Origin of the sequence: Arenimonas caeni, from assembly GCF_003024235.1 — a bacterium.
Taxonomy (GTDB): domain Bacteria; phylum Pseudomonadota; class Gammaproteobacteria; order Xanthomonadales; family Xanthomonadaceae; genus Arenimonas; species Arenimonas caeni.
This window is the reverse complement of record NZ_KZ679086.1, coordinates 13,335-35,920: the sequence shown is the minus strand read 5'-3', so window position 1 is coordinate 35,920 and position 22,586 is coordinate 13,335. Positions and strand designations below refer to the sequence as shown.

Below are 22,586 nucleotides of genomic sequence, written 5' to 3'. Positions count from 1 at the left end.
ATCACTTGCAGGCTGCCTGGATGGCGTCGCCGTGGCGGCGCAGGCCGGCGTGCGTGACCTGGCTCAGCGGCCTGCGCCGGTAGGCTGCATCCGCCGCACGGGCGGCCTGGCAGGCCGGGCTGCCTTCGCCGGAGCGGTTGGGTGGCTGCTGGCCAAATGAGTAAACCGGCGCGGCCGTCCTCGTGTCGCCAGCGGCGGGCGCGGGCGTGCGTCGCGAACGGGGCGGCTCGGCCTCCGGCATCACCTCCCTCACCCAGACCTGCCGGGTTCCCGGTGCGCAGGCCTGGGACTGGAAACTGGCGTGGCCCCGCGCGTCTTCGCACTTGTAGAGCAGGCGGGCGCTGCGAGGCGTGGGCCTGGGCTGGCTGGGCGGCGGCGTCCAGGCCGGAGCAGCCCGGACCGGCTGGGGCAGCGTCGCAACGGGCGTTGGCTTTGGCTCCCTTCCCCGGGTCGTCGTGGTCGCCACATAAGCCGCCGCCACCAGGATGGCCGCGGCGCCGAAGGTGCCGAGGAATTTCGAGTAGGGCGGCTCCACGGGCTGCAGGCGGCCCCGCGGATCACGTCGCAGCGATGGCCCGCCGAACACTGCGAAGGCTGCCGTGACGATGGCCAGCAGGAGGAACAGCAGCGCGATGCCGCGATCACCGCGCGCGGCCATGAGCCCGGCCACCGCAAGGTCGGCGAACGCAAGCCCCAGCAGCAGGCCGAAACTTTTCATGTGGATTCCCCCTGGAGCACCGCCCCAGGAGGTTTAGCGCAGCTGGCCGCAGGATGCGAGCCCGTGTGGGCGAACGGAAATTCCTGCAAGTCACCGGCACGTAAAATCAATCACTTACGCTGATCACAACCATGATGCTTGCAAGTGGATTTCCAGAATTCCTGCAAGCCATGGAAGCCCAGTCGAGAATTCCTGCAAGCGCCCTCGACTCTGACGAGGGCACCAAAATCCTACCAGGGGAAATGTGGCAACCGCGGCCCTGTCAAGGGAGGCTTAGCATACGCTACGCCTAATTCGGAGGCGGGCTCATGACCAATAGTAGCGTCACCAACCTCGATACCAAAAGGGTTCTCGCCGCGGCCGACCTGGTTACAGGCGATCGCAAAGAGTCTCTCGCCTGGTTGAAAAGCCCTCTAAGCGCTTTCGGCGGTCACACTCCCGAAGCTCTGATTACTCTTGGCAGAACCAAAGACGTGATCAGATATCTAGAATCTCTCTCAAACGGGTATGTAGGTTAGACGCGGCTCTCGGTGAATCAACCAACTGGGCTGCCTCCGCACAACGCGGATATCGAAGCGGTGTTGAGGCGCGCTGAAAATTGACCAGCAAACGCGGGTCTTGCGCGTTGAAAATTGACCAGGGTGTTTCCCCTTACCTTGCAGGCGACCAGGCCTGTGGGGAGAAGAGGTGCACACCATGTCGATGTACGCGAAGGTCCAGCGGCTGAGGCTGCGCGAGGGGCTGTCGATCAGCGAGATCGCCCGGCGGACCAGCTTGTCCCGTAACACCATCAAGACTTGGCTCAGGGAGCCGGCGCCCCGGACGCAGATGGCCTACCAGCGGCCGCCGGGGCCGAAGGTGCTGGCCGGCTTCACGGCTTGGCTCGACCAAGCGGTCAAGACCGATGAGAACCGCTCCCGGAAGGAGCGCCGCACCGCCCGGCGCCTGTTCGAGCAACTGCAGGAACAGGGCTTCAAAGGCCACTACTGCCGGGTGACGGAGTACTTGCGGGCCCAGCGGGCGGCGGTGGGCGCGGTGACGGCGCGTTCGGCCTACGTGCCGCTGCAGTTTGGCTGGGGCGAGGCGTTCCAGTTCGATTGGAGCGAGGAAGGGCTGGTGATCGGCGGGATCTGGCGCAAGGTGATGGTGGCGCACATGAAGCTGTGCGCCAGCCGCGCCTTCTGGCTGGTGGCTGGCAACGACTCCTACCGGTTCCGGCACAGCAGCCGGACGGCCAAGACCAAGATCCGGGCCCCGGAACAGGCCCGGGTGCAACAGGCGAAGGAGGATGCCGAGCCGGCCACTGAAACCGGCGGCTGAGGCTACACTGCGAACAACCCCGGGGCTGGAATCCCCCGGTCCATGCCCTGGTCAATTTTCAACGCGCAGGGGTGGTCAATTTTCGTCGCGCATCAACAGCTAATTCTTTGCCAAACGCTGCAGGCGGATGAAACGACAAGGGGCCCTCTTGGGGCCCCTCTAGGATGCATCATCAAATTGCACGAATTACGTTCGATCCTTGCAGTAATTACGTCTCCCCACACCCGGGAGAAATTCTCAGCCCGGAATCAGCCGCACTTGCTGTAACCGCAATTCAGGCAGGTAGCGCAACCGTCCATGATGACGGTGGCCTTGGTGTTGCACTTGTTGCACATGGTCGCGCTGGGCGGGAAAGAGGTGCCCTCGCCGGTGACCTGCACCGCCTCGTCGGCGCCGGGGGCGCCTTCGGTGCCGGTACCGGCGGGGGCCCCGCTCAGACCGGTGTTACTGGACTTTTTTTTTGCGCGGGCCTCGTAGGCGGCGCGCTTCTCGGCGATCAGGCGCTTCTGCTCCTCGCCCAGCTCCGGGTCGAGGATCATGCCGATCGACTTGAGGTGCTCTTCGACCACCGAGCCGATCTCGGCGACGATGGACGGCATGTACACGCCGCCGGCCTTGAAGTAGCCGCCGCGCGGGTCGAACACCGCCTTCATCTCGTCGACCAGGAAGGTGACGTCGCCACCCTTGCGGAACACGGCGCTCATGATGCGGGTCAGCGCCACGATCCACTGGAAGTGGTCCATGTTCTTGGAGTTGATGAACACCTCGAACGGACGGCGCAGCTCGTGCTCGGTGCCCGGGTTGAGCACGATGTCGTTGATCGTCACGTACATGGCGTGCTCGACCAGCGGCGACTTGATCTTGTAGGTCGAACCCACCAGCACTTCCGGCCGCTCGACCTTCTCGTGCATGTGGATGATGTTCGACTCCGGCTCCTGCACGGCCACGGGAGCGGCGACGGGAGCAGCGGTTTCCTTGGCCTTGTCTTCCGGCTTCTGGACGCTGTAACCCTTGATTTTCTTGCTGATCTTGATGGCCATGCTGTTTTCTTTCCGCTTATGCGATTCGGTGGTTTCTTTCCCCGGAGCCCCCCGCCGCCGTGCGGCGGGGGGACGGGTTGCGACAATCGGGACAGCCGTCGGCTTTAGCGCTTCCTGGCAACCTTTCGGGCCGTCGTCTTGCGGGCCGCCGGCTTCCTGGCGACCTTCTTCGCCGCCGCCTTCTTGGCGGCCGGTTTCTTGCTGGCCGGGGCCTTCTTCGCCACGGCCTTCTTCTTCGGCGCCGCCTTCTTCACCGCGACCTTGCGGGCCGGGGCCTTCCTGGCGGCAACCTTCTTGGCGGCAACCTTCTTCTTCGGCGCGGCCTTCTTCACGGCCGGCTTCTTCTTGGCGGCGGCCTTCTTCTTCGGCGCCGGCTTCTTGCCTCCAACCTTGGCCTCGACCGCCTTCACCGCGGCCTTGACCTTCTTCTTCGCCGCGCCGACGGCCTTCTTCACGGCCTTGCCGGCGTCGGACTTCTCGGCCTTCCTGACCTGCGCCTTGGCCTTCCTGATGACCGGCGCGGCCTTCTTCTTCGCGGCCTTCACCGCGACCTCGGCCGTGTGGGCGATGGCGTCGCCGATCTCGTGGGCCTTCTCGCTGACGCTGTCGGCGGCATTGGACAGGGCCGCCGTGACTCCGTTGCCATTACTCATACCGCTCTCCTCGTCGTCGAAACCACGGCGGGCCGGCGGCCCGCCGAAACCTTGGGCTCAGAACTTGCCGTAGTAGCCTTCCTTGAGGGCGTCGAACAGGTTGGCGGCGCTGTGGATCTCGCCGTCGTATTCGATCTCCTCGTTGCCCTTGGCCTCGACCACGGTGCCGTCCTCGAGCTCGAAGCGGTAGGTGGTGTTCTCCAGGTCGGCTTCCTTCACCAGCACGCCCTGGAAGGCCGCCGGGTTGAAGCGGAAGGTGGTGCAGCCCTTCAGGCCCTGCTTGTAGGCGTAAAGGTAGATGTCCTTGAAGTCTTCGTACGGGTAGTCCGTGGGCACGTTCGCGGTCTTGGAGATCGACGAGTCGATCCACTTCTGCGAGGCGGCCTGGATGTCCACGTGCGCCTTCGGGGTGATGTCGTCGGCCGAGACGAAGTACTCCGGCAGCCGGGTCTTCTCGTCGGTGCTGAACGGCATCGCCTCCGGGTTGACGAGGGTGCGGTAGGCCAGCAGCTCGTAGCTGTAGACCTCGACCTTTTCCTTGGACTTCTTGCCCTCGCGGATCACGTTGCGGCTGTAGTGGTGCGCGAAGCTGGGCTCGATGCCGTTGGAGGCATTGTTGGCCAGGCTCAGCGAGATCGTGCCGGTCGGCGCGATCGAGCTGTGGTGGGTGAAGCGCGCGCCCGTCTCGGCCAGCTCCTTCACCAGCTCCGGCGCCACCGTGGCCACGCGCTGCATGTAGCGCGAGTACAGGGCGTGCAGCTGGCGACCCTTGATCTTCTGGCCGACCTTCCAGCCGTCCTTCTTCATCTCCGGGCGCTTGCGCAGCATCTCGGCGGTGACCTTGAACTCCTCGTCCATGATCGGCGCCGGACCCTTCTCCTTGGCCAGCGACAGCGCGACTTCCCAGCCGGCCAGGGCCATCTCGCGGCTCACGTCCTCGGTGAACTTCACCGAGTCGGCCTCGCCGTACTTCATGCGCATCATCGTGACGGTGCTGCCCAGGCCCAGGAAGCCCATGCCGTGGCGGCGCTTGCGCAGGATCTCGTTGCGCTGCTGCTCGAGCGGCAGGCCGTTGATCTCGACCACGTTGTCGAGCATGCGGGTGAACACGCGCACGACCTCGCGGAACTCCTCCCAGTCGAAGCTGGCCTTGTCGGTGAACGGGTCGCGCACGAACTTGGTCAGGTTCACCGAACCCAGCAGGCAGGCGCCGTAGGGCGGCAGCGGCTGCTCGCCGCAGGGGTTGGTGGCGCGGATGTTCTCGCACCACCAGTTGTTGTTCATCTCGTTGACGCGGTCGATCAGGATGAAACCCGGCTCGGCGAAGTCGTAGGTGGATGCCATGATGCGGTTCCACAGCTGGCGCGCCTTGATGTGGCCGTAGATCTTGCAGGCCACCATGCCGTCGTCGCGGGTGACGTAGTTCTCGCAGTGCGGCCAGTCGCGCCAGACGACCTGGCTGGCGTCGTCGACGTTGACGTCGCCGGCTTCCTTGACGTTCACCGGGAACACCAGCGGCCAGTCGCCGTCGGACTCGACGGCCTGGATGAATTCGTCGGTGACCAGCAGCGAGAGGTTGAACTGGCGCAGGCGGCCGTCCTCGCGCTTGGCGCCGATGAATTCCTTCACGTCCGGGTGGCTGACGTCGAAGGTGCCCATCTGGGCGCCGCGACGACCGCCGGCCGACGAGACGGTGAAGCACATCTTGTCGTAGATATCCATGAACGACAGCGGGCCCGAGGTGTAGGCGCCGGCGCCCGAGACGTAGGCGCCGCGCGGGCGCAGCGTCGAGAACTCGTAGCCGATGCCGCAGCCGGCCTTCAGGGTCAGGCCGGCCTCGTGGACCTTGCCCAGGATGTCGTCCATCGAGTCGGTGATGGTGCCCGACACGGTGCAGTTGATGGTGCTGGTGGCCGGCTTGTGCTCGAGCGCACCGGCGTTGGAGGTGATGCGGCCGGCGGGAATGGCACCGCGGCGCAGCGCCCACAGGAAGCGCTCGTACCAGTACTTGCGCTTCTCGGCGCTCGGCTCGGCCTCGGCCAGCGCCTTGGCGACGCGCTGGTAGGTGTGGTCGATGGTGGCGTCCACCGGTTCGCCACGCTTGGTCTTGAGGCGGTACTTCTTGTCCCAGATGTCCTGGGACGCCGGCTGCATCTCGATCTCCTGCGCCGCTTTGCTCTTTACCGCCTCCAGGCGAACCGTGCTCATAAGTCCTTTCTTCCTCCCGGGGCGCCCCTCGGGGAGGGCGCCTTTGTCTGAGTTCTTATCGGGTCCAGCCGGCTCGGAATCCGGGGGAAGCGACGCCCGCCCGCAGGGCACTGCCCCGCTGGAAACGTGATGTCCGTCCCGGTTTCCGCATGCCGTCTCGCCGTCGCGTCGTGCGTGCTTGCCGACCCCAAGCCTTGGGGCCGCCCCCCGCTGCCCACCACAAGATGTAGTGGCAACGGATCCCAAAGCTACCCCTCGCCCGGGGGCCTGTCAACAACCCGGCCGGGGCTGAAAAATTCAGCCTGTTCAAGATGTTCCACGGCTTTGAGCGGGCTGTCCGGAGCCCTCGCCGGGCTTCGTTACGGGCCTTCCGGCGCCCGTGGAACCTGCCCGGGCGCGTCCGGCGGTGGCCTTGTCCAGCCTCCGTTTGGCCCTCATCTGGTATTGCCTGATGCTGTAGACCCGACCCGAGCCCGGAGAGCCCCCGAATGCGCCCGATCCCCGTCCTCGCCGCCCTGCTGCTGGCCGCCCTGGCCGGTGCCGGCGCCAGCCAGTGGCTGGCCGCCCCCGCCGACCCCGGCCCGGCCGCGGCCAGCCCGACCAGCCGCGGCGAACGGGCCCTGGAGGCCGCCGCCGGCCTGGCGCTGCCGCGCGCGGCCCACGCCGCCCTGCCGCTCGAGGTGGACAGCGTCGCCCTGCCCTCGCTGGCGCCGATGCTCGAGCAGGTCACCCCGGCGGTGGTGAACATCTACAGCCGCCAGGTCATCAACGTGCGCAACCCGCTGGCCGAGCTGTTCGGCATGCCCGGCATGCCGCAGCAGCGCAGCCAGCAGTCGCTGGGCTCGGGCGTGATCGTCGACGCCGAACGCGGCCTGGTGCTGACCAACCACCATGTGATCGAAAACGCCGACGAGGTGTCGGTGACCCTGGCCGACGGCCGCACCTTCGAGGCCGAGTTCATCGGCTCCGACCCCGACACCGACGTCGCGGTGATCCGCATCCCGGCCGAGGAGCTGGTGGCGATCCCGCTGGCCGACTCCAGCCGGCTGCGCGTGGGTGACTTCGTGGTCGCCGTGGGCAATCCCTTCGGCCTGGGCCAGACCGTCACCAGCGGCATCGTCTCGGCCGTGGGCCGCAGCGGCCTGCAGGGCCTGGGCTACCAGAACTTCATCCAGACCGACGCCTCCATCAACCCGGGCAACTCCGGCGGCGCGCTGGTGAACCTGCGCGGCGAGCTGGTGGGCATCAATACCGCCAGCTTCAACCCGCGCGGCAGCGCAGCCGGCAACATCGGCCTGGGCTTCGCGATCCCCGTGAACCTGGCCGACGAGGTCAAGCGCCAGCTGCTGGCCTACGGCGAAGTGCGCCGCGGCACCCTCGGCCTCGACACCGAGGACCTCAACCCGCGCCTGGCCGGGCAGCTGGGCCTGCCGGCCAACCAGCGCGGCGCCCTGGTCACCCGCGTCTACCGCGGCTCGCCGGCCGAGGCCGCCGGCGTGCGCCCGGGCGACCTGGTGCTGGCCGCCAACGGCGAGCGCATCGACGGCGCCAATGCCCTGCGCAATGCCGAAGGCCTGGCGCCGGTGGGCGAACCGGTGCGCCTGGACCTGCTGCGCGACGAGCGCCGGGTGAGCGTTCAGGCCGTGCCGCGCCCGCGCGCCACCGAGGTCGACGGCCGCACGCTCGACGCCCGCCTCGCCGGCGCCACGCTGGCCGAGCTGCCCGAGCGCTTCCGCCAGCGCGGCTGGTTCGGCGTGGTGGCCAGCAAGGTCGAGCCGGGCAGCCGGGCCGCGCAGAGCGGCCTGCGCGCCGGCGACTACATCCGCGGCGTCAACCGCCGCCGGGTGGACGACCTGCAGGCCTTCCAGGACGTGATGGCCGACCCGCCGCGCAACCTGCAGCTGGACGTGGTGCGCGGCAACCGCAACGGCTACCTGGTCATGGAATGAGGCCGCCGCCGGTGTAAGGTGGGCGCCAAGCCATCGAGGAGGCATTGCATGAGTCCTTCCCAGCCAGAAACCCCGCGCCACATCGACCAGGCCAGGGAAAACCTCGGCGAGGCGCGCGACAAGCTCAAGGCCGGCGTCAGCGAGGCCATGGAGGCCGGCGCGGCCGCCGCCCAGGAAGCGCGCGCCGAGCTCGACGAGCGGCTGCAGGGCCTGCTCGAGCAGGGACGCGGCATGCTCGACCAGGCCGAAGACCTGATCCGCAGCAAGCCGCTGGCCTCGTTCGGCATCGCCTTCGCCGCCGGCTACCTGGTCGCCGCGCTCACGCGGCGCAAGTAAGCGCCCATGGCCGAGGCCGAACCGGGCGCCGGCCAGGGCGCCGGTCCGCTCCCCGACGACGCCCGCGCCGTGCTGGCCGCGGCGCGCGATGCCGCCGCGGCCCACGTCGGCGCGCTGCACGCGCTGCGCCGGCTGTTCGCCGCCGAGGTCGGGCTGGCGAAGGCGGCCCTGGTGCAGGCGCTGGTCTTCCTGCTGCTGGCGATGGTGATGCTGGCCACCGCCTACGGCCTGCTCACCGCGCTGCTGGTGGCCGGCCTGCGTTCGGCCGGCGCACCCTGGCCGCTGGCCATCGCCATCCCGCTCCTGCTCAGCCTGGTGCTCTGCGGGCTGGCCGCCTGGCGGGCCCGCGCGCTGCTGCGCCACGCCGACTTCGAGGGCACGCGCCGGCAGATCCGCAAGGGACTGGGCGGCGGCGACACGCCGGCCGCCGAAACCGGGGAAGCGCCGTGAGCCTGGCCGCGAAGATCGCCGCCGCCCAGGCCGCCGAACAAGGCTGCGAAGCCTGGCGCGCCCGCATCGTCGACTCGCGCGCCCAACTGGGCGAGGAGTTCAGGCGCACGGCCACGCCCGTGCGCATCGTGGTCTCGGGCCTGGCCCTGGGTTTCGCCGTGGGCCTGAAACCCAAGGCCGACGGCCAGCCTTCGCTGGCCGGCAAGTTCCTCGGCGGTCCGGTGTTCTCCATGGTGCTCGAGGCCGTGCTGCCCGGGCTGCTGGCCGGCCTCACCGCCGCTGCCGGCCTGCAGGCCGGCGAGGAGGTAGAGGCCCCCGACGAGGAACAGGACGCCGGAGACCTGGCGGAAGAGGACGCGGCCCGCGATGGCCAGGCGCAGGCGTCGTAACCCCAACGCGACGCCGGCCGACGCCGCGGCGAACCCAGCGCCCGCGCGCGAGGGCGAGCGCCCGGCGCCGCGGGCGCGGGGCGGCAACCGGCCGCTGTGGCTGCTGGTGATCGCCGCCGGCCTCTACACCTGCTACCTCGCCTCGAGCCTGATCCTGCCGATCGTGCTGGCCGGCTTCATCGCCATGCTGCTGGCGCCGCTGATGCGACGCGCGCCGCTGCGCTGGCTGCCGCGCGGCGTCTCGGCCCTGCTGCTGATGGCCGCCCTGCTCGGCACCCTGGGCGCGGTCGGCACCTTCCTGGCCACCCCGGCCGCCGAGTGGGTGCGCAAGGTGCCGTTCGTGATGCGCGAAGCGGCCCCGAAGCTGCGCGATATGGTCGAACCCCTGCAGCAGGCCACGCAGGCGCGCGAGTCGCTGGGCAAGCTGGCGCGCGAGGAGGCCGCCAGCAGCGAACGCGTGGTGGTGCAGCCGCCGCAGCCAGACCTGATCGAAGCCACGCCGCGGGTACTGGGGCCGGTGCTGGCGGTGATCCTGCTGGGCTTCAGTTTCCTGGTCTACGGCGACGACCTGCTGCGCAAGCTGCTCGAACTGCGCCCGACCCGTGCGCAGAAGAAGCTCACCGCCGGCATCGTGCAGCAGATCCAGTCCGACCTCTCGCGCTACATGCTCACCATCAGCGGCACCAGCCTGGTGCTCGGCGCCGCCACCGGCCTGTGGCTGTGGTACCTGGGCGTGCCCGACCCGCTGCTCTGGGGCGTGCTGGCGGCCATGCTCAACATCACGCCCATCGTCGGCCCGCTGCTCATGGCCCTGCTGCTGGCCCTGGTGGGCCTGAGCCAGTTCGACACCCTGGGCACGGCCATGCTGCCGGCCGCCGGCTTCCTGGCCCTGAACGCCGCCGAGAGCCAGGTGCTCACGCCGGCCGTGCTGGGCCGCACCATGCGCATCAACCCGCTGGCGATCATCCTGTGGCTGATGCTCTGGGGCTGGCTGTGGGGCGTGCCGGGCCTGCTGGTGGCGGTGCCGATGCTGGTGTGCCTGAAGATCGTCGCCGACCGGGTGGACGACTGGAAGGTCTGGTCGCGCCTGCTCGAGTAGGCGTTTCACGGGCCGGGCATGGGGCGGCGGGCTATCATCGGCGGGTGGAAACGCTGCCCCGGGCCCTGAGCCTCGACCTCGACGACACCCTCTGGCCGATCTGGCCCTCGATCGAACGCGCCGAGCGTGCGCTGGATGAATTCCTGCGCGCGAACTGCCCGCGCACCGCCCAGCGCTTCCCGATCCACCGCATGCGCCGGCTGCGCGAACAGGTGGCGGCCGAACACCCGCACCTGGCGCACGACTTCACCCAACAGCGCATGCTGTCGCTCGAGCGCGCGCTGCGCGAGGCCGGCGACGACGTCACCCAGGCCGGCCCCGCCTTCGAGGCTTTCTACGCCAGCCGCAACGAGGTCGAGTTCTACCCCGACGCGCTGGCGGCGCTGGCGCGACTGTCGGCGCGCTGGCCGGTGGCCGCGCTCACCAACGGCAACGCCGACCTCGCCCGCATCGGCATCGACGCGCACTTCCGGGTTTTCGTCAGCGCCCGCGAGGAGGGCCACGCCAAGCCCGACACGCCGATCTTCCTGGCTACCTGCGAGCGCCTGGGCGCGGAGCCCGGCCAGGTGCTGCACGTGGGCGACGACCCGCTGCTCGACGTCATGGGCGCGCGCCGGGCCGGCCTGCGCAGCTGCTGGATCAACCGCAAGAAAGATTCGTGGCCCCTGGGCCTGCCCCGGCCCGACCTCGAATTCGCTACGCTTGCCGGTCTTGCCGACTGGCTTGAATCCCACCCCGACGCAACGGAAAACCGATGAGCCTGCCCGCCTGCTTCACCCGCCCCGAAGACGCCCGCGCGCCGCTGCCGCTGGTGCTGGTGGATGCCGCCACCTTCGAGGCCTGGCGCGCTGCGCAGCCGGCCGGCGTGCAGGCCTGGCTCGCGGCCCACGCCTTCGCCCCGCGCGCCGGCGCCCCGCTGCTGGTTCCCGGCACCGATGGCCACCCGGGCTTCGCCCTGGCCGGCATCGACGACGCCGGCGACCCGCTGGCGCTGGCCCACCTGCCGGCACTGCTGCCAGCGGGCGACTACCGCCTGGCCAACGACGCCCCCGCCAGGCTTGCCCCCGAGCGGGTGCAGCTGGGCTGGGGCCTGGGCGCCTACAGCTTCACGCGTTACGTGAAGCCCTCGCGCGCCCCGGCGCGCCTGGTGCTCGACGGCGAAGCCGACGCCGAGGCCATGGCCCTGCTCGCGGCGGCCATGCTGGTGCGCGACCTGGTGAACACGCCCACCGAGCACATGGGCCCGGCCGAACTCGAGGCCGAGGCGATGCGCCTGGCCCGCGAGCATGGCGGCCAGTGCCGCAGCATCGTCGGCGACGCGCTCACCGACCAGAACTTCCCGGCCATCCACGCCGTCGGCCGCGCCAGCCACCGCGCGCCGCGCCTGGTCGAGCTCAACTGGGGCGACGACGCGCACCCGCGCGTGGCCATCGTCGGCAAGGGCGTGTGCTTCGACACCGGCGGCCTGGACATCAAGGGCTCCGACGGCATGCGCAACATGAAGAAGGACATGGGCGGCGCCGCGCATGCCCTGGGCCTGGCCCAGCTGGTGATGGCGCTGAAGCTGCCGGTGCGGCTGCAGCTGCTGCTGGCCGCGGTGGAGAACGCCATCGGCCCGAACGCCTTCCGCCCCGGCGAGGTCATCGCCACCCGCCAGGGCCTGAGCGTGGAGATCGACAACACCGACGCCGAGGGCCGGCTGGTGCTGTGCGACGCGCTCACCTACGCCGCGGAATCGAAGCCGGCGCTGCTGCTCGATTTCGCCACGCTCACCGGCGCCGCGCGCATCGCCCTGGGCCCGGACCTGCCGGCGCTTTACGCCAACGACGAGCGCCTGGCGGCCGACTACCTCGCCGCCGGCGAGGCCGCGCGCGATCCGCTCTGGCGCATGCCGCTGTGGCGCCCCTACCTGAGCTACCTCAAGTCGAACGTGGCCGACCTGGCCAACTCCAGCGCCTCCCGCATGGCCGGTTCGATCACCGCCGCGCTCTACCTCGAGCGTTTCGTGCCCGAGGGCCAGCCCTGGGCGCACGTGGACGTCTACGCCTGGAACGACAGCGCACGCCCGGGCAAGCCCGCCGGCGGCGAGGCGCAGGGCCTGCGCGCGGCCTGGGGCCTGCTGCTGGGCCGCTTTGGCGGCTGAACGGCCGTACCTGACAGCCGTCACCCCGGGCGGGTGACGGCGGCCACTGAAGGAAAAAACTCACTTCTGGCACCTTGGCCATCACGAGGTGCTGGTTAGACTGGCGCCCGCCCCCTTCTCCACGGCCGCGCCCATGCCTGCTTCATCCGACCTGCTCAACCAACTGCGCATCGACCGCAACGCACCGCCGCCGGCGCGTGCAGGCGGCGGGCGCTGGCCGTGGATCGCCGGCGCGCTGGGAGTGCTGGCGGTCGCCGCGGTGCTGGCCTGGACGCTGCGCGAGGAGCCACTGGCGGTGCGCGTGGCGACGACCGAAGCCCTGCAGGCCGGCACCCCCGGCACGGGCGCGGCGTCGGTGCTCGACGCCAGCGGCTACGTCACCGCCCGCCGCATCGCCACCGTATCGTCGAAGATCACCGGCAAGGTCGAGCAGGTGATGATCGAGGAAGGCCAGGCGGTGGCCGAGGGCGAGATCATGGCGCGGCTCGAGGCCACCGACGCCGAGGCGCAGCGCGACCTCGCGGAGGCCCGGCTCGCGTCCGCCCGCAACGAGGCCACGCGCGCCGCGGCGCAACTGACGCTGGCCGAGCAAACCCTGGTGCGCACCCGCGACCTGGCCGAGCGCAAGCTGGTGGCCGCCGCCGCGCTCGACCAGGCCCAGGCCGAACGCGACGCGCTGGCCGCGCAGCGGCAGGCCGCGGCGAGCAACATCCGCGTCGCCGAAGAATCCCTGGCGCTGGCGCAGATCGGCGTGGACAACACCATCGTGCGCGCGCCCTTCGCCGGCGTGGTCACGGTCAAGGCGGCGCAGCCGGGCGAGATGATCTCGCCGATCTCCGCCGGCGGCGGCTTCACCCGCACCGGCATCGGCACCGTGGTGGACATGGACTCGCTGGAGATCCAGGTGGACGTCAACGAGGCCTTCATCGGCCGGGTCAGGCCGGGCCAGAAGGTGCAGGCCGTGCTGAACGCCTACCCGGACTGGCGCATCCCGGCCGAGGTGATCGCCATCGTGCCCACCGCCGACCGCAGCAAGGCGACGGTGAAGGTGCGCATCGCCTTCATCGAGAAGGACGCACGCGTGGTGCCCGACATGGGCGTGCGCGTGTCCTTCCTCGAGGACGCGCCGCCGGCCGCGGCCAATGCGCCGGCGCCGACCGGCGTGGCCGTGCCCGCCGAGGCGGTGGTGCAGCGCGACGGCCGCAGCGCCGCCTTCGTGGTGCGCGAGGGACGCGCCAGCCTGCGAGAGCTGGAGGTGGCCGATGCGCGCGACGGGCGACGTCGTGTTTCAAAGGGGCTGGCGGCGGGCGAACAGGTGGTGCTGTCGCCGCCGTCGGAGCTGGTGGATGGGGCGGCGGTGGTGATCCGGGAATGAATCGAAGGCGTCGGGGCTGAAGCCCCTCCCGCAATTAGCAGCGGCGCCCGCGCCGCACGATCCAATACAAGAGGTTTGCCATGACTGAGTCGCTCGTACAGATTCGCCAGCTGGCCAAGCACTACACGCGCGGCAAGCAGACCGTCGAGGTGCTGCACGGCATCGACCTGGACATTCCCCGCGGCGACTTCGTCGCGCTGATGGGGCCGTCGGGCTCGGGCAAGACCACCCTGCTCAACCTGATCGGCGGGCTCGATACGCCGACCTCGGGCAGCGTGTCGGTCGAGGGCCGGCGCATCGACCAGCTCTCCGGCGGCGAGCTGGCGGCCTGGCGGGCGCACCATGTCGGCTTCGTGTTCCAGTTCTACAACCTGCTGCCGGTGCTCACCGCGCAGAAGAACGTGGAGCTGCCGCTGCTGCTGGCCAGGATGGGCGGCGCCGAGCGCGCGCGCCGGGCCAAGGTGGCGCTGCAGCTGGTGGGCCTGGGCGAGCGCGGCGGCCACAAGCCCAGCGAGCTGTCGGGCGGCCAGGAGCAGCGCGTGGCGATCGCCCGCGCCCTGGTCACCGACCCGACCCTGCTGATCTGCGACGAGCCCACGGGCGACCTCGACCGCAAGACCGCCGACGAGATCCTGGGCCTGCTGCAGGTGCTCAACCGCGAGCACGGCAAGACCATCGTGATGGTCACCCACGACCCCAAGGCCGCCGAGTACGCCACGCACACGGTGCACCTGGACAAGGGCCTGCTGGTCGACGCCTTCGCGGCGCACTGAGGACGCCGCCATGACCCGCACCGGACTGGTCCTCGCCAACCTCTTCCACCGCAAGGGACGCACCTGGCTGACCCTGCTGTCGGTGGTCACCGCGTTCACGCTGTTCGGCCTGCTGCAGGCCGTGATCGTGGTCTTCAGCAGCGGCGCCGACTTCGTCGGCGCCACCCGCCTGGTCACCCAGTCGCGGGTGTCGTTCACGAACTCGCTGCCGATGCGCATGGTGCCGGAGATCGACGCCATCCCGGGCGTGCAGCGGGCCATGTACCAGCAGTGGTTCGGCGGCGTGAACAAGGCCGACAACACCGAGATCTTCACCTTCGCGGTCGATCCGGAGCGGCTGCACGCCGTCTACCCCGAATGGGTGATGCCGGAGGAACACTGGCAGGCTTTCGCGCGCACCCGCACCGGCATGATCGTCGGCCGCCAGGTCGCCGACCGCACCGGCTGGAAGGTCGGCGACCGCGTGCCGCTGGCCTCGAACATCTTCCCGCAGAAGAACGGCAGCAAGGATTGGGAGTTCGAGGTCGTTGGCATCTACGATGGCATCGACGAGCAGTGGCAGGCCCAGACCGGCGGCCTGTACATCAACCACGCCTACTTCGCCGAGGCCGCGATGTTCGGCGGCGGCCTGGCCGGCATGTTCGCACTGCGCATCGAGGACCCCGGCATGGCCGAGGCGATCGCCCGCAGCATCGACCAGCGCTTCGAGAACACCTCCGACGAAACCCGCACGATGTCGGAGAAGGACTTCAACGTGAACTTCCTCAAGCAGCTCGGCGACATCGGCCTGATGCTGCGCTGGATCCTGTTCGCGGTGTTCTTCACCCTGCTGCTGGTGGTCGGCAACACGATGGCGCAGAGCGTGCGCGAGCGGGTGCCGCAGTTCGCCGTGCTCAAGACGCTCGGCTTCACCGACAACGCCGTGCTCGGCTTCGTCCTGGCCGAGACCCTGGCGCTGTGCGCCATCGGCGGCCTGCTCGGGCTGGGGATCGCGTGGTTCCTGAGCCAGGGCATCAGCCAGGCCGCCGGCGGTTTCCTGCCGCCGATCATCCTGACGACGCAGGTGTGGCTGGCCGGCCTGGCCGCCATCATCGTGCTGAGCCTCGCGGTCGGCCTGATGCCCGCGCTGCGGGCGCGCCGCCTGCGCATCGTCGACGCCCTCGCGGGCCGCTGAGGAGACTCCCGTGCTCAAGCAGATCCTCGCCATCACCCTGATGAACGTGCGCGCCATCCCCGAGCGCTGGGGCCCCTCGCTGGTCATCGTCATCGGCCTGGCCGGCGTGGTGGCGGTGTTCACCGCCCTGCTGGCGATGGCCAACGGCTTCTCCACCACGCTGCAGTCGGCCGGCCGCGATGACAACGCGATCGTGCTGCGCGGCCAGTCCGGCGCCGAACTCAACTCCGGCTTCGGCGGCGACAGCGCCCAGCTGATCAAGCTCGGCCCCGGCATCCGCAAGGGCCCGGACGGCCAGCCGCTCGCCGCCGGCGAGCTGATGGTGATCACCGAGCTGGCCCGCCGCGACGACCCGGCCGCGGTCGCCAACGTCACCCTGCGCGGCGTCGAGCCGGCCTCGTTCGCAATCCGCCCGCAGTTGCGCATCACCGCCGGCCGCGCCTTCGAGCCGGGCAAGCGCGAGGTGATCGTCGGCGCCGGCCTCGCCGGCCAGTTCGCCGGCACGTCCCTGGGGGACACCCTGCGCCTGCGCGGCTCGGACTGGACCATCGTCGGCCACTTCGAGGCCGGCGACGCCAACGACAGCGAGGCCTGGGTCGACCTGGGCACGGCGCAGTCGACCTTCAACCGCGGCAACTCGGTCAGCGCGGTCCGCGTCGGGCTCGAATCGCCTGCGGCCATCGAGACCCTGCGCGCGGCGCTGGCGGCCGACCCGCGGCTGGCCGTGGACGTGACCGAAGAGAAGACCTACTACAGCGCCCAGACCCGCGGCGTGCGGCAGACCATCGAGGCCCTGGCCTTCGTCGTCACCTTCATCATGGGCCTGGGCGCGATCTTCGCGGCGCTCAACACCATGTACGCCGCGGTGTCGGCGCGCACCCGCGAAATCGCCACCCTGCGCGCCATCGGCTTCGGCGGCACGCCGGTGCTGGCCTCGGTGATGGTCGAGGCGGTGCTGCTGTCCCTGCTGGGCGGCATCGTTGGCGCCATCGCGGCCTACCTGCTGTTCAACGGCCTGTCGGTGTCGACACTGAGCCAGGCCAGCTTCACCCAGGTGGTGTTCGAGTTCGCGGTGACGCCGCGGCTGGTGCTGACCGGCCTGGTGATCGCGATGGTCATCGGCTTCATCGGCGGCCTGCTGCCGGCGCTGCGCGCCGCCCGCATGCAGGTGACCACGGCGCTGCGCACGGCCTGACGCCCTGGCAGCGCCGGCTTGCCGGGGGTGGACGCAGTGCGGCCAGTCGCGCGGCGCCCCCCGCGAGCCCCCGATGTACTACCTGAAGCGAATGTTCTGGCTGGCCCTGGCGGGCGCCTGCGTGCTGGTCATGGCCTTCGGGATATTCCGCTTCGCGATCGAAGCGGGCGTGTCGCCGCTGCGCTACGTGGTGCAGCACGTGGCCGTCATCGCGGCGGGCCTGCTGGGCCTGTTGGCCTGCAGGCGCCAGATCCTCAGGCTCGCGGCCGGATGCGAAGCGGCGCTCGCGCCGACCCTCCGGTTCAAGGGCCATTCGCTTACTGTTGCTGGGCGTTTCCCAGCCGGCCCGTTACCTCGGGCGGATGCCGTGGATCGCCCCGCTGATGAGCGGGAAACTGCAGCCGTCGCGCGGCCGCTACGGCGTGCTCAGGATCGCACTCAACCCCCTGGACAAGGATCCTTTCCTGGTGGCGGACGCAGCAGCCGTCCTGCGCGCTCGCGTCTCGCCCCCTCCCGTCGCCGGCTGGCACCCCGGCATGGACGATGAATCCATCGACGTGCTGCTCGAGTCGGCCTACCTCACGGACAACCCCGACCGGCTTTCGCCGGAGCAGGTGCTGTCCCGCCTGGAGGCCCTGGCACCGCGCATGAAGAAGATCACGGACCGCCTGCTCGGCATCCGCTAGCCGCGGCGCCGGGCACCACACCGTTGCAGCCACGAGGGCACGGGGCGGCGGATAATCGCGGACCCTGCCGGAGCACCCCGTGAGCCCATCCCCCGCCATCGACCGCAAGGGCCTGAGCGCCGCCATCGCTTCGTACGTGCTGTGGGGCGTGTTCCCGCTGTACTGGGTGATGCTCAAGCACGTGCCTTCGCTGCAGATCATCGCCCACCGCATCATCTGGTGCGCGGTGTTCGTGGTCGGCTGGCTGGTGCTGCGCGAGGGCTCGCGCTGGCTGCGGCAGGCGCTGGCGCGGCCGCGCGTAGGCGGGCTGCTGCTCCTGTCGGCGCTGCTGATCAGCTTCAACTGGGGCGTGTACATCTGGGCGGTGACCAACGGCCGGGTGGTCGAGGCCAGCCTGGGCTACTTCATCAACCCGCTGGTGAACGTGCTGATCGGCGTGCTGGTGCTGGGCGAGCGGCTCAACCGCGCGCAGTGGACGGCGGTGGCCTTCGCGGCGGCGGGCGTGCTGTGGCTGGCCTTCCTGCACGGCGACCCGCCCTGGATCGCGCTGGCGCTGGCGCTGAGCTTCGCCTGCTACGGGCTGATCCGGAAGACGGCGCACGTGGATGCGATCCCGGGCTTGGCCATCGAGAGCCTGTTCCTGCTGCTGCCGGCGCTGGCCTGGCTGGCCTGGGAGCAGCACCGCGGCGTGGCGGCCTTCCTCGACGGCGACGTCGGCAGCGACGTGCTGCTGGTGGTGGGCGGCGCGCTGACGGCGCTGCCGCTGATCGGTTTCGCCTACGGCGCGCGCCGCATCCCGTATTCCCTCGTGGGCATCCTGCAGTACATCTCGCCCACGCTGCAGCTGCTCACCGGCGTGCTGCTGCTGGGCGAAGCCTTCAGCGGCAGCCAGGCGGTCGGGTTCGCCCTGATCTGGATCGCGCTGGCCCTCTACGCCACCGACGGCTGGCGCCGCGCCCGCCGCCAGCCCCTGCGCGCCGCCCGGGAACACGTCGCCGGGGAAGTGCCCGCCCAGGACGGCGCCGCCCCGCCCCGCTGAGCAGCTTCTTTCAGGCGCCGCGGGCCTTGGCGCGGGTGATGATGAGCACGCCGCCGAGGATGACGGCCATGGCGCCGATCGAGTCCCAGGCCACGCGTTCCTTGAGCAGCAGCGCGCCCAGCAGCACCGCGATCGGCGGGTTGACGTAGGCGTAGCTGGTGGCCAGCGCCGGGCGCACGTTGTGCAGCAGCCAGACGTAGGCGCTGAAGGCCAGGATGGAGCCGAAGGCCGCCAGGTAACCCACCGCCAGCGTCGCCGACAGCGGCGGCGCTTCGGTGATGCGTTCGCCGAGCAGCAGGCCCAGCACGCCCATCGCCACGCCGCCGCAGAGCATCTGCGCGGCCGTGCTCATGAAGGGCGCCGGCAGGTCGCGGCCCCGGCTCCAGACCGAGCCGAAGGCCCAGGCGATCGGCGCCAGCAGCAGCGCGAGCATGCCGCCGACGCTGGCGCGCATCTCGCCGCCGAGGTTGAGCCAGACCACGCCGACGAAACCGATCGCCAGGCCCAGCCACTCGCCGCGGCTCGGGTGCTGGCCGCGCATCACGCCGAACAGCCCGGCCCAGAGCGGCATCGAGGCCACCGCCACCGCGGCCAGGCCCGAGGACACCGTCTGCTCGGCGAAATTCACCAGGCCATTGCCCAGCAGCATCATGAAAAGGCCCATCACCGCCGCGTTCTTCCACTGCGCACGCGTCGGCGGCGCGTGGCCGCGCCAGCGCAGGAAGGCATAGAAGACCAGGCTGGCGGCGATGAAGCGGAGGCTGCCCATCAGGAAGGGCGGGTAACCTTCCAGCCCGTAGCGGATGGCCAGGTAGGTCGAGCCCCAGACCAGGTAGACCGAGGCGAGCGCCAGGCCGACCGCGAGGGCGGACGGGGGCGCGGGGGTGGCGGGATTCATGCGGTCTGCTGCTTTGCCGGTGGCCGGCGTCCTTGTTCGGCCTCTAGCAGGGCCTGCTTGCGGGGCAATCCCCAGCGATATCCGCCCAGGCTGCCGTCGCCGCGGATGACGCGGTGGCAGGGCACCAGCACGGCGAGCCGGTTGCCGGCGCAGGCGCGCGCCACGGCGCGGGCGCCGCGCGGCATGCCCAGCGACTCGGCCAGCGCGGCATAGCTGCGCGTCTCGCCCGGCGGGATGCGCATCAGCGCCTCCCACACGCGGCGCTGGAAGGCCGTGCCCACCAGCTCCACCGGCACCGCCCAGGGGCGGCGCGCCAGCGCGTCGGCCACGGCGCGCACGCGCGGCGCCAGGAACTCGTCGCGGCCGGCGTCCACGCGCTCGAGGCGGGCCTTCGGGAATTCGGCGCGCAGGCCGGCCTCCAGGACCGCCGCGTCTTCGCCCAGCAGCACGGCGCACACGCCGCGCTCGGTCACCGCCACCAGGGCCTGGCCGAGCGCGGTGTCGATCACCGACCAGCGCAGGCACAGGCCCTCGCCGCCGCGGCGGTAGGCCTGGGGCGCCATGCCCAGGCGGGCGGCGCCGTGTTCGTAGACGCGGCTGGGCGAGCCATAGCCGGCGTCATACAGCGCGCGGGTGACGTCGCTGCCCGCGCGCAGGCCGCGCTTGAGCCCGTCGAGGCGGCGCTGCGCCAGGTATTCGGCCGGGCTCAGCCCGTAGGCGCCGCGGAAGCGCCGCTGCAGGTGGGTGGGGCTGAGGCCGACGGCTCGGGCCAGGGCGGCCAGGCCGAGTTCCTGCTCGTCGAGCAGGCGCCGGGCCTGCTCGAGGCGGGGGTCGGGGGCGGGGGCGATGCTGTCCATGGTGGCCAGCGTAGCCAGCCCCTCGGGGGCCGGCTATCCGCTTCTTGCGCTGTCGCTCATTCGGCCCAGACGGTGGGCTGGCGGGTCAGCGGCAGCACCTGGGCGGTGAGCTGGCCGTCGGCCGACAGCAGGTCGAGCGCATCGGCGAGGATGGTCGCCGACTCGCGCAGCAGCGGGTCCGGACGGCTCCTGGCCGCCTCTTCCTCGGCCGCCTGTTCGGCCACCGGGCGCTCGCTGACCGCCAGGCCGTCATCGACCAGGCGGGTGCTGTCTTCCGGATCGGCCAGGCCGGCGGCGATGCGCTCTTCCTGCCTCTGCTTGCGCTCGGCCTCCAGGCGGTCGCGCTCGGCGCGGCGCACGGCCTCGTTGAGCGAAATCTGCTTGCGCTCGCGCTCGGCGCGGAAGCGCGCCACGTCTTCGGCCCACCACTGGAACTCGCGGTCCTTGGCGACGCGCGCCTCGTGGTTGGCCACCAGCTGCGGCGTCAGCGCCGAGAGGTTGCCCAGGCTGCTGTGCGGCGCGCGCTTGATGCGCGTGGCCGGCAGCGCGTTGTCGTAGGTGCTCTCGCCGTATTCGGTGGCGTCGAGGCTGACCGGGAACTGCAGGTCGGGCACCACGCCGGCGTGCTGGGTGGTGCCGCCCTCGACGCGGAAGAACTGCGCCACGGTCAGCTTGACCTGGCCGAACTTGACGTTGTCCTTGCGCGGGAAGCGGTCGAGGTCGATCAGGCTCTGCACCGTGCCCTTGCCGAAGGTCGGCTCGCCGATGATCAGGCCGCGGCCGTAGTCCTGGATGGCGGCGGCGAAGATCTCCGACGCCGAGGCCGAGGTGCGGTTGACCAGCACGGCCAGCGGGCCGTCCCAGGCCACGCCGGACTCGTCGTCGGCCTCGACGCTGATGCGACCGCCGGTTTCCTTCACCTGCACCACCGGACCGGTGTCGATGAACAGGCCGGTGAGCTCCACCGCCTCGAGCAGCGAACCGCCGCCGTTGTCGCGCAGGTCGACCACCACGCCGTCGACCTTCTCGGCACGCAGCTCGCGCAGCAGGCGGGCGACGTCGGCGGTGGCCGAGCGTGCGTCCTCGTCGCCACGGCGGCGGGCCTCGAAGTCGAGGTAGAACGTGGGCAGTTCGACCACGCCGATGCGGCGGTCGCCGACGTCGATGATGCGCTTCTGGGCGGCCTGCTGTTCGAGCTTGACCTTGTCGCGGACGATCACGACCTGCTGCGGCTTGGCGTCCACGCCGGCGTCGGCCGGCAGCACGTCCAGGCGCACCTTGGTGCCCTTCTTGCCGCGGATCAGCGCCACGGTGTCGTCGATGCGCCAGCCGACCACGTCGACCATCGCGCCCTTCTCGCCCTGGCCCACCGCGACCACGCGGTCGCCGACCTTGAGCTGGCCGCTGCCGGCGGCCGGGCCGCCCGGCACGATGGTGCGGATGACGACGAACTCGTCCTGGCGCTGGAGCACCGCGCCGATGCCCTCGAGCGAGAGGCGCATCTGCATGTTGAAGTTCTCGGCGCTGCGCGGCGCCATGTAACTGGTGTGCGGGTCGATCGACCCGGCGTAGGCGTTCATGAAGGTCTCGAACGCATCTTCGCTTCGCAGCTCGCCCACGCGCTCGGCCATGCCGGCGTAACGCTTGTCGAGGGTCTTGCGGATCTCGTCCTGGCTGCGGCCGGCCAGCTTCAGGCGCAGCGCGTCGTTCTTGACGTACTTGCGCCAGGCCTCGTCGAGCTCGGCGGCATCGGTGGCCCAGTCGGCCTCCTCGCGGTCGTAGAGCCAGGTCTCGTCCCTGGAGAAATCGAAGGGCTGGGCCAGCAGCGAACGCGCATAGGCCACGCGCTCGGCGACCCGGCGCTGGTAAGTGGCGAAGATGTCGAACGCCGGCGCCAGTTCCTGCGACTTGATGGCGTCGTCGTGGCGCAGGCGCTGCGCCTCGAAGCGGGCGATGTCGTCGCGGGTGAAGAACAGCTTCTGCGAATCGAGCGAATCGAGGTAGCGCCGGTGGATCTCGGCCGAAAGCGTGTCGTCGAGCGCCTTGGAGCGATAGACGTACCGGCTGTCGGACAGGATGCCGTACACCAGCCGGGCCGCCGCCTGCTGCTCGACCGTGGGCGCGAGCTGCGCCGAAGCCACCGGCGTGGACGCGCTGCCGCTGGCGGCGAGCGCCAGGGCGATCGGCAGGGTGGCGGTGAAGGCGATCAGCTTGTGCTTGAGCATGGTTCCGGTCCGGTGCTTCAGGGGCCCAGCTTGCTCCTGGGGCGGGTTCTCGGCGTGTG

At 70.5% G+C, this 22,586-nt stretch carries 22 protein-coding genes; 15 read left to right on the top strand and 7 right to left on the bottom strand.

Going from position 1 to position 22,586, the window contains the following annotated elements:
- Position 1 precedes the first annotated feature (1 nt).
- Positions 2-718, bottom strand: a complete 717-nt coding sequence (locus C6N40_RS04340; protein ID WP_106989790.1) for a hypothetical protein — start codon at positions 716-718, stop codon at positions 2-4.
- Between the two features lie 308 nt (positions 719-1,026).
- Between C6N40_RS04340 and C6N40_RS14615 the strand changes: the two genes are divergently transcribed.
- Complete coding sequence (locus C6N40_RS14615) at positions 1,027-1,236, top strand: MbcA/ParS/Xre antitoxin family protein (RefSeq protein WP_106989789.1); 210 nt, start codon at positions 1,027-1,029, stop codon at positions 1,234-1,236.
- 184 nt (positions 1,237-1,420) lie between these two features.
- Positions 1,421-2,038 (top strand): hypothetical protein, encoded by a 618-nt coding sequence (locus tag C6N40_RS04330; protein ID WP_106989788.1) that lies wholly within the window; start codon positions 1,421-1,423, stop codon positions 2,036-2,038.
- A gap of 248 nt (positions 2,039-2,286) precedes the next feature.
- Here the strand turns inward: C6N40_RS04330 and C6N40_RS04325 are convergent, their stop codons facing one another.
- The 3 genes from C6N40_RS04325 to C6N40_RS04315 all read right to left on the bottom strand — a co-directional run bounded on the left by C6N40_RS04325 (position 2,287) and on the right by C6N40_RS04315 (position 5,939).
- Entirely contained in the window at positions 2,287-3,078 is a 792-nt protein-coding gene (locus C6N40_RS04325) for a TSCPD domain-containing protein (protein ID WP_106989787.1), read from the bottom strand.
- 104 nt (positions 3,079-3,182) lie between these two features.
- Positions 3,183-3,731 carry a hypothetical protein gene (locus C6N40_RS14610; RefSeq protein ID WP_162782076.1) on the bottom strand — a complete coding sequence of 183 codons (549 nt, stop codon included), beginning with the start codon at positions 3,729-3,731 and terminating at the stop codon, positions 3,183-3,185.
- A gap of 57 nt (positions 3,732-3,788) precedes the next feature.
- Positions 3,789-5,939 carry an adenosylcobalamin-dependent ribonucleoside-diphosphate reductase gene (locus C6N40_RS04315; RefSeq protein WP_106989786.1) on the bottom strand — a complete coding sequence of 717 codons (2,151 nt, stop codon included), beginning with the start codon at positions 5,937-5,939 and terminating at the stop codon, positions 3,789-3,791.
- Positions 5,940-6,427: 488 nt separating this feature from the next.
- Between C6N40_RS04315 and C6N40_RS04310 the strand changes: the two genes are divergently transcribed.
- From C6N40_RS04310 to rarD, 13 genes are all read left to right on the top strand, one after another.
- On the top strand, positions 6,428-7,888 hold the full coding sequence (locus tag C6N40_RS04310; RefSeq protein WP_106989785.1) for a Do family serine endopeptidase: 1,461 nt from the start codon (positions 6,428-6,430) through the stop codon (positions 7,886-7,888).
- 48 nt (positions 7,889-7,936) lie between these two features.
- The gene (locus C6N40_RS04305) at positions 7,937-8,224 is read left to right on the top strand and encodes an ElaB/YgaM/YqjD family protein (RefSeq protein ID WP_106989784.1); all 288 of its coding nucleotides are present in this window, start codon (positions 7,937-7,939) and stop codon (positions 8,222-8,224) included.
- A 6-nt stretch (positions 8,225-8,230) separates the two neighbouring features.
- Positions 8,231-8,674 (top strand): hypothetical protein, encoded by a 444-nt coding sequence (locus C6N40_RS04300; RefSeq protein ID WP_106989783.1) that lies wholly within the window; start codon positions 8,231-8,233, stop codon positions 8,672-8,674.
- Positions 8,671-9,063, top strand: coding sequence for a hypothetical protein (locus tag C6N40_RS04295; RefSeq protein WP_106989782.1), 393 nt, complete (start codon positions 8,671-8,673; stop codon positions 9,061-9,063). The genes C6N40_RS04300 and C6N40_RS04295 overlap by 4 nt, the downstream gene beginning before the upstream one ends.
- Positions 9,041-10,162, top strand: a complete 1,122-nt coding sequence (locus C6N40_RS04290; protein ID WP_106989781.1) for an AI-2E family transporter — start codon at positions 9,041-9,043, stop codon at positions 10,160-10,162. Before C6N40_RS04295 ends, C6N40_RS04290 begins: the two co-directional genes overlap by 23 nt.
- A 44-nt stretch (positions 10,163-10,206) precedes the next feature.
- Entirely contained in the window at positions 10,207-10,920 is a 714-nt protein-coding gene (locus C6N40_RS04285; protein ID WP_106989780.1) for an HAD family hydrolase, read from the top strand.
- Positions 10,917-12,305, top strand: a complete 1,389-nt coding sequence (locus tag C6N40_RS04280; RefSeq protein ID WP_106989779.1) for a leucyl aminopeptidase family protein — start codon at positions 10,917-10,919, stop codon at positions 12,303-12,305. The genes C6N40_RS04285 and C6N40_RS04280 overlap by 4 nt, the downstream gene beginning before the upstream one ends.
- Positions 12,306-12,438: 133 nt before the next feature.
- On the top strand, positions 12,439-13,680 hold the full coding sequence (locus C6N40_RS04275; protein WP_106989778.1) for an efflux RND transporter periplasmic adaptor subunit: 1,242 nt from the start codon (positions 12,439-12,441) through the stop codon (positions 13,678-13,680).
- An 80-nt stretch (positions 13,681-13,760) separates the two neighbouring features.
- On the top strand, positions 13,761-14,453 hold the full coding sequence (locus C6N40_RS04270; RefSeq protein ID WP_106989777.1) for an ABC transporter ATP-binding protein: 693 nt from the start codon (positions 13,761-13,763) through the stop codon (positions 14,451-14,453).
- Positions 14,454-14,463: 10 nt separating this feature from the next.
- The gene (locus C6N40_RS04265) at positions 14,464-15,627 is read left to right on the top strand and encodes an ABC transporter permease (RefSeq protein WP_106989776.1); all 1,164 of its coding nucleotides are present in this window, start codon (positions 14,464-14,466) and stop codon (positions 15,625-15,627) included.
- Between the two features lie 10 nt (positions 15,628-15,637).
- Positions 15,638-16,822 (top strand): ABC transporter permease, encoded by a 1,185-nt coding sequence (locus tag C6N40_RS04260; protein WP_106989775.1) that lies wholly within the window; start codon positions 15,638-15,640, stop codon positions 16,820-16,822.
- A gap of 383 nt (positions 16,823-17,205) precedes the next feature.
- Entirely contained in the window at positions 17,206-17,508 is a 303-nt protein-coding gene (locus C6N40_RS04255; RefSeq protein ID WP_162782075.1) for a cytochrome P450 family protein, read from the top strand.
- 79 nt (positions 17,509-17,587) lie between these two features.
- Positions 17,588-18,547, top strand: a complete 960-nt coding sequence (rarD, locus tag C6N40_RS04250; RefSeq protein WP_106989773.1) for an EamA family transporter RarD — start codon at positions 17,588-17,590, stop codon at positions 18,545-18,547.
- Between the two features lie 10 nt (positions 18,548-18,557).
- Here rarD and yedA read toward each other — a convergent pair whose 3' ends face one another.
- From yedA to C6N40_RS04235, 3 genes are read right to left on the bottom strand one after another with little or no spacing between them, the layout of a single operon-like run.
- Positions 18,558-19,445, bottom strand: a complete 888-nt coding sequence (yedA, locus tag C6N40_RS04245) for a drug/metabolite exporter YedA (protein ID WP_106989772.1) — start codon at positions 19,443-19,445, stop codon at positions 18,558-18,560.
- Positions 19,442-20,302, bottom strand: coding sequence for a methylated-DNA--[protein]-cysteine S-methyltransferase (locus C6N40_RS04240; protein ID WP_106989771.1), 861 nt, complete (start codon positions 20,300-20,302; stop codon positions 19,442-19,444). Before C6N40_RS04240 ends, yedA begins: the two co-directional genes overlap by 4 nt.
- Before the next feature lie 56 nt (positions 20,303-20,358).
- A complete protein-coding gene (locus tag C6N40_RS04235; protein WP_106989770.1) occupies positions 20,359-22,527 on the bottom strand; it encodes a carboxy terminal-processing peptidase in 2,169 nt (722 codons plus the stop codon).
- Positions 22,528-22,586 lie beyond the last annotated feature (59 nt).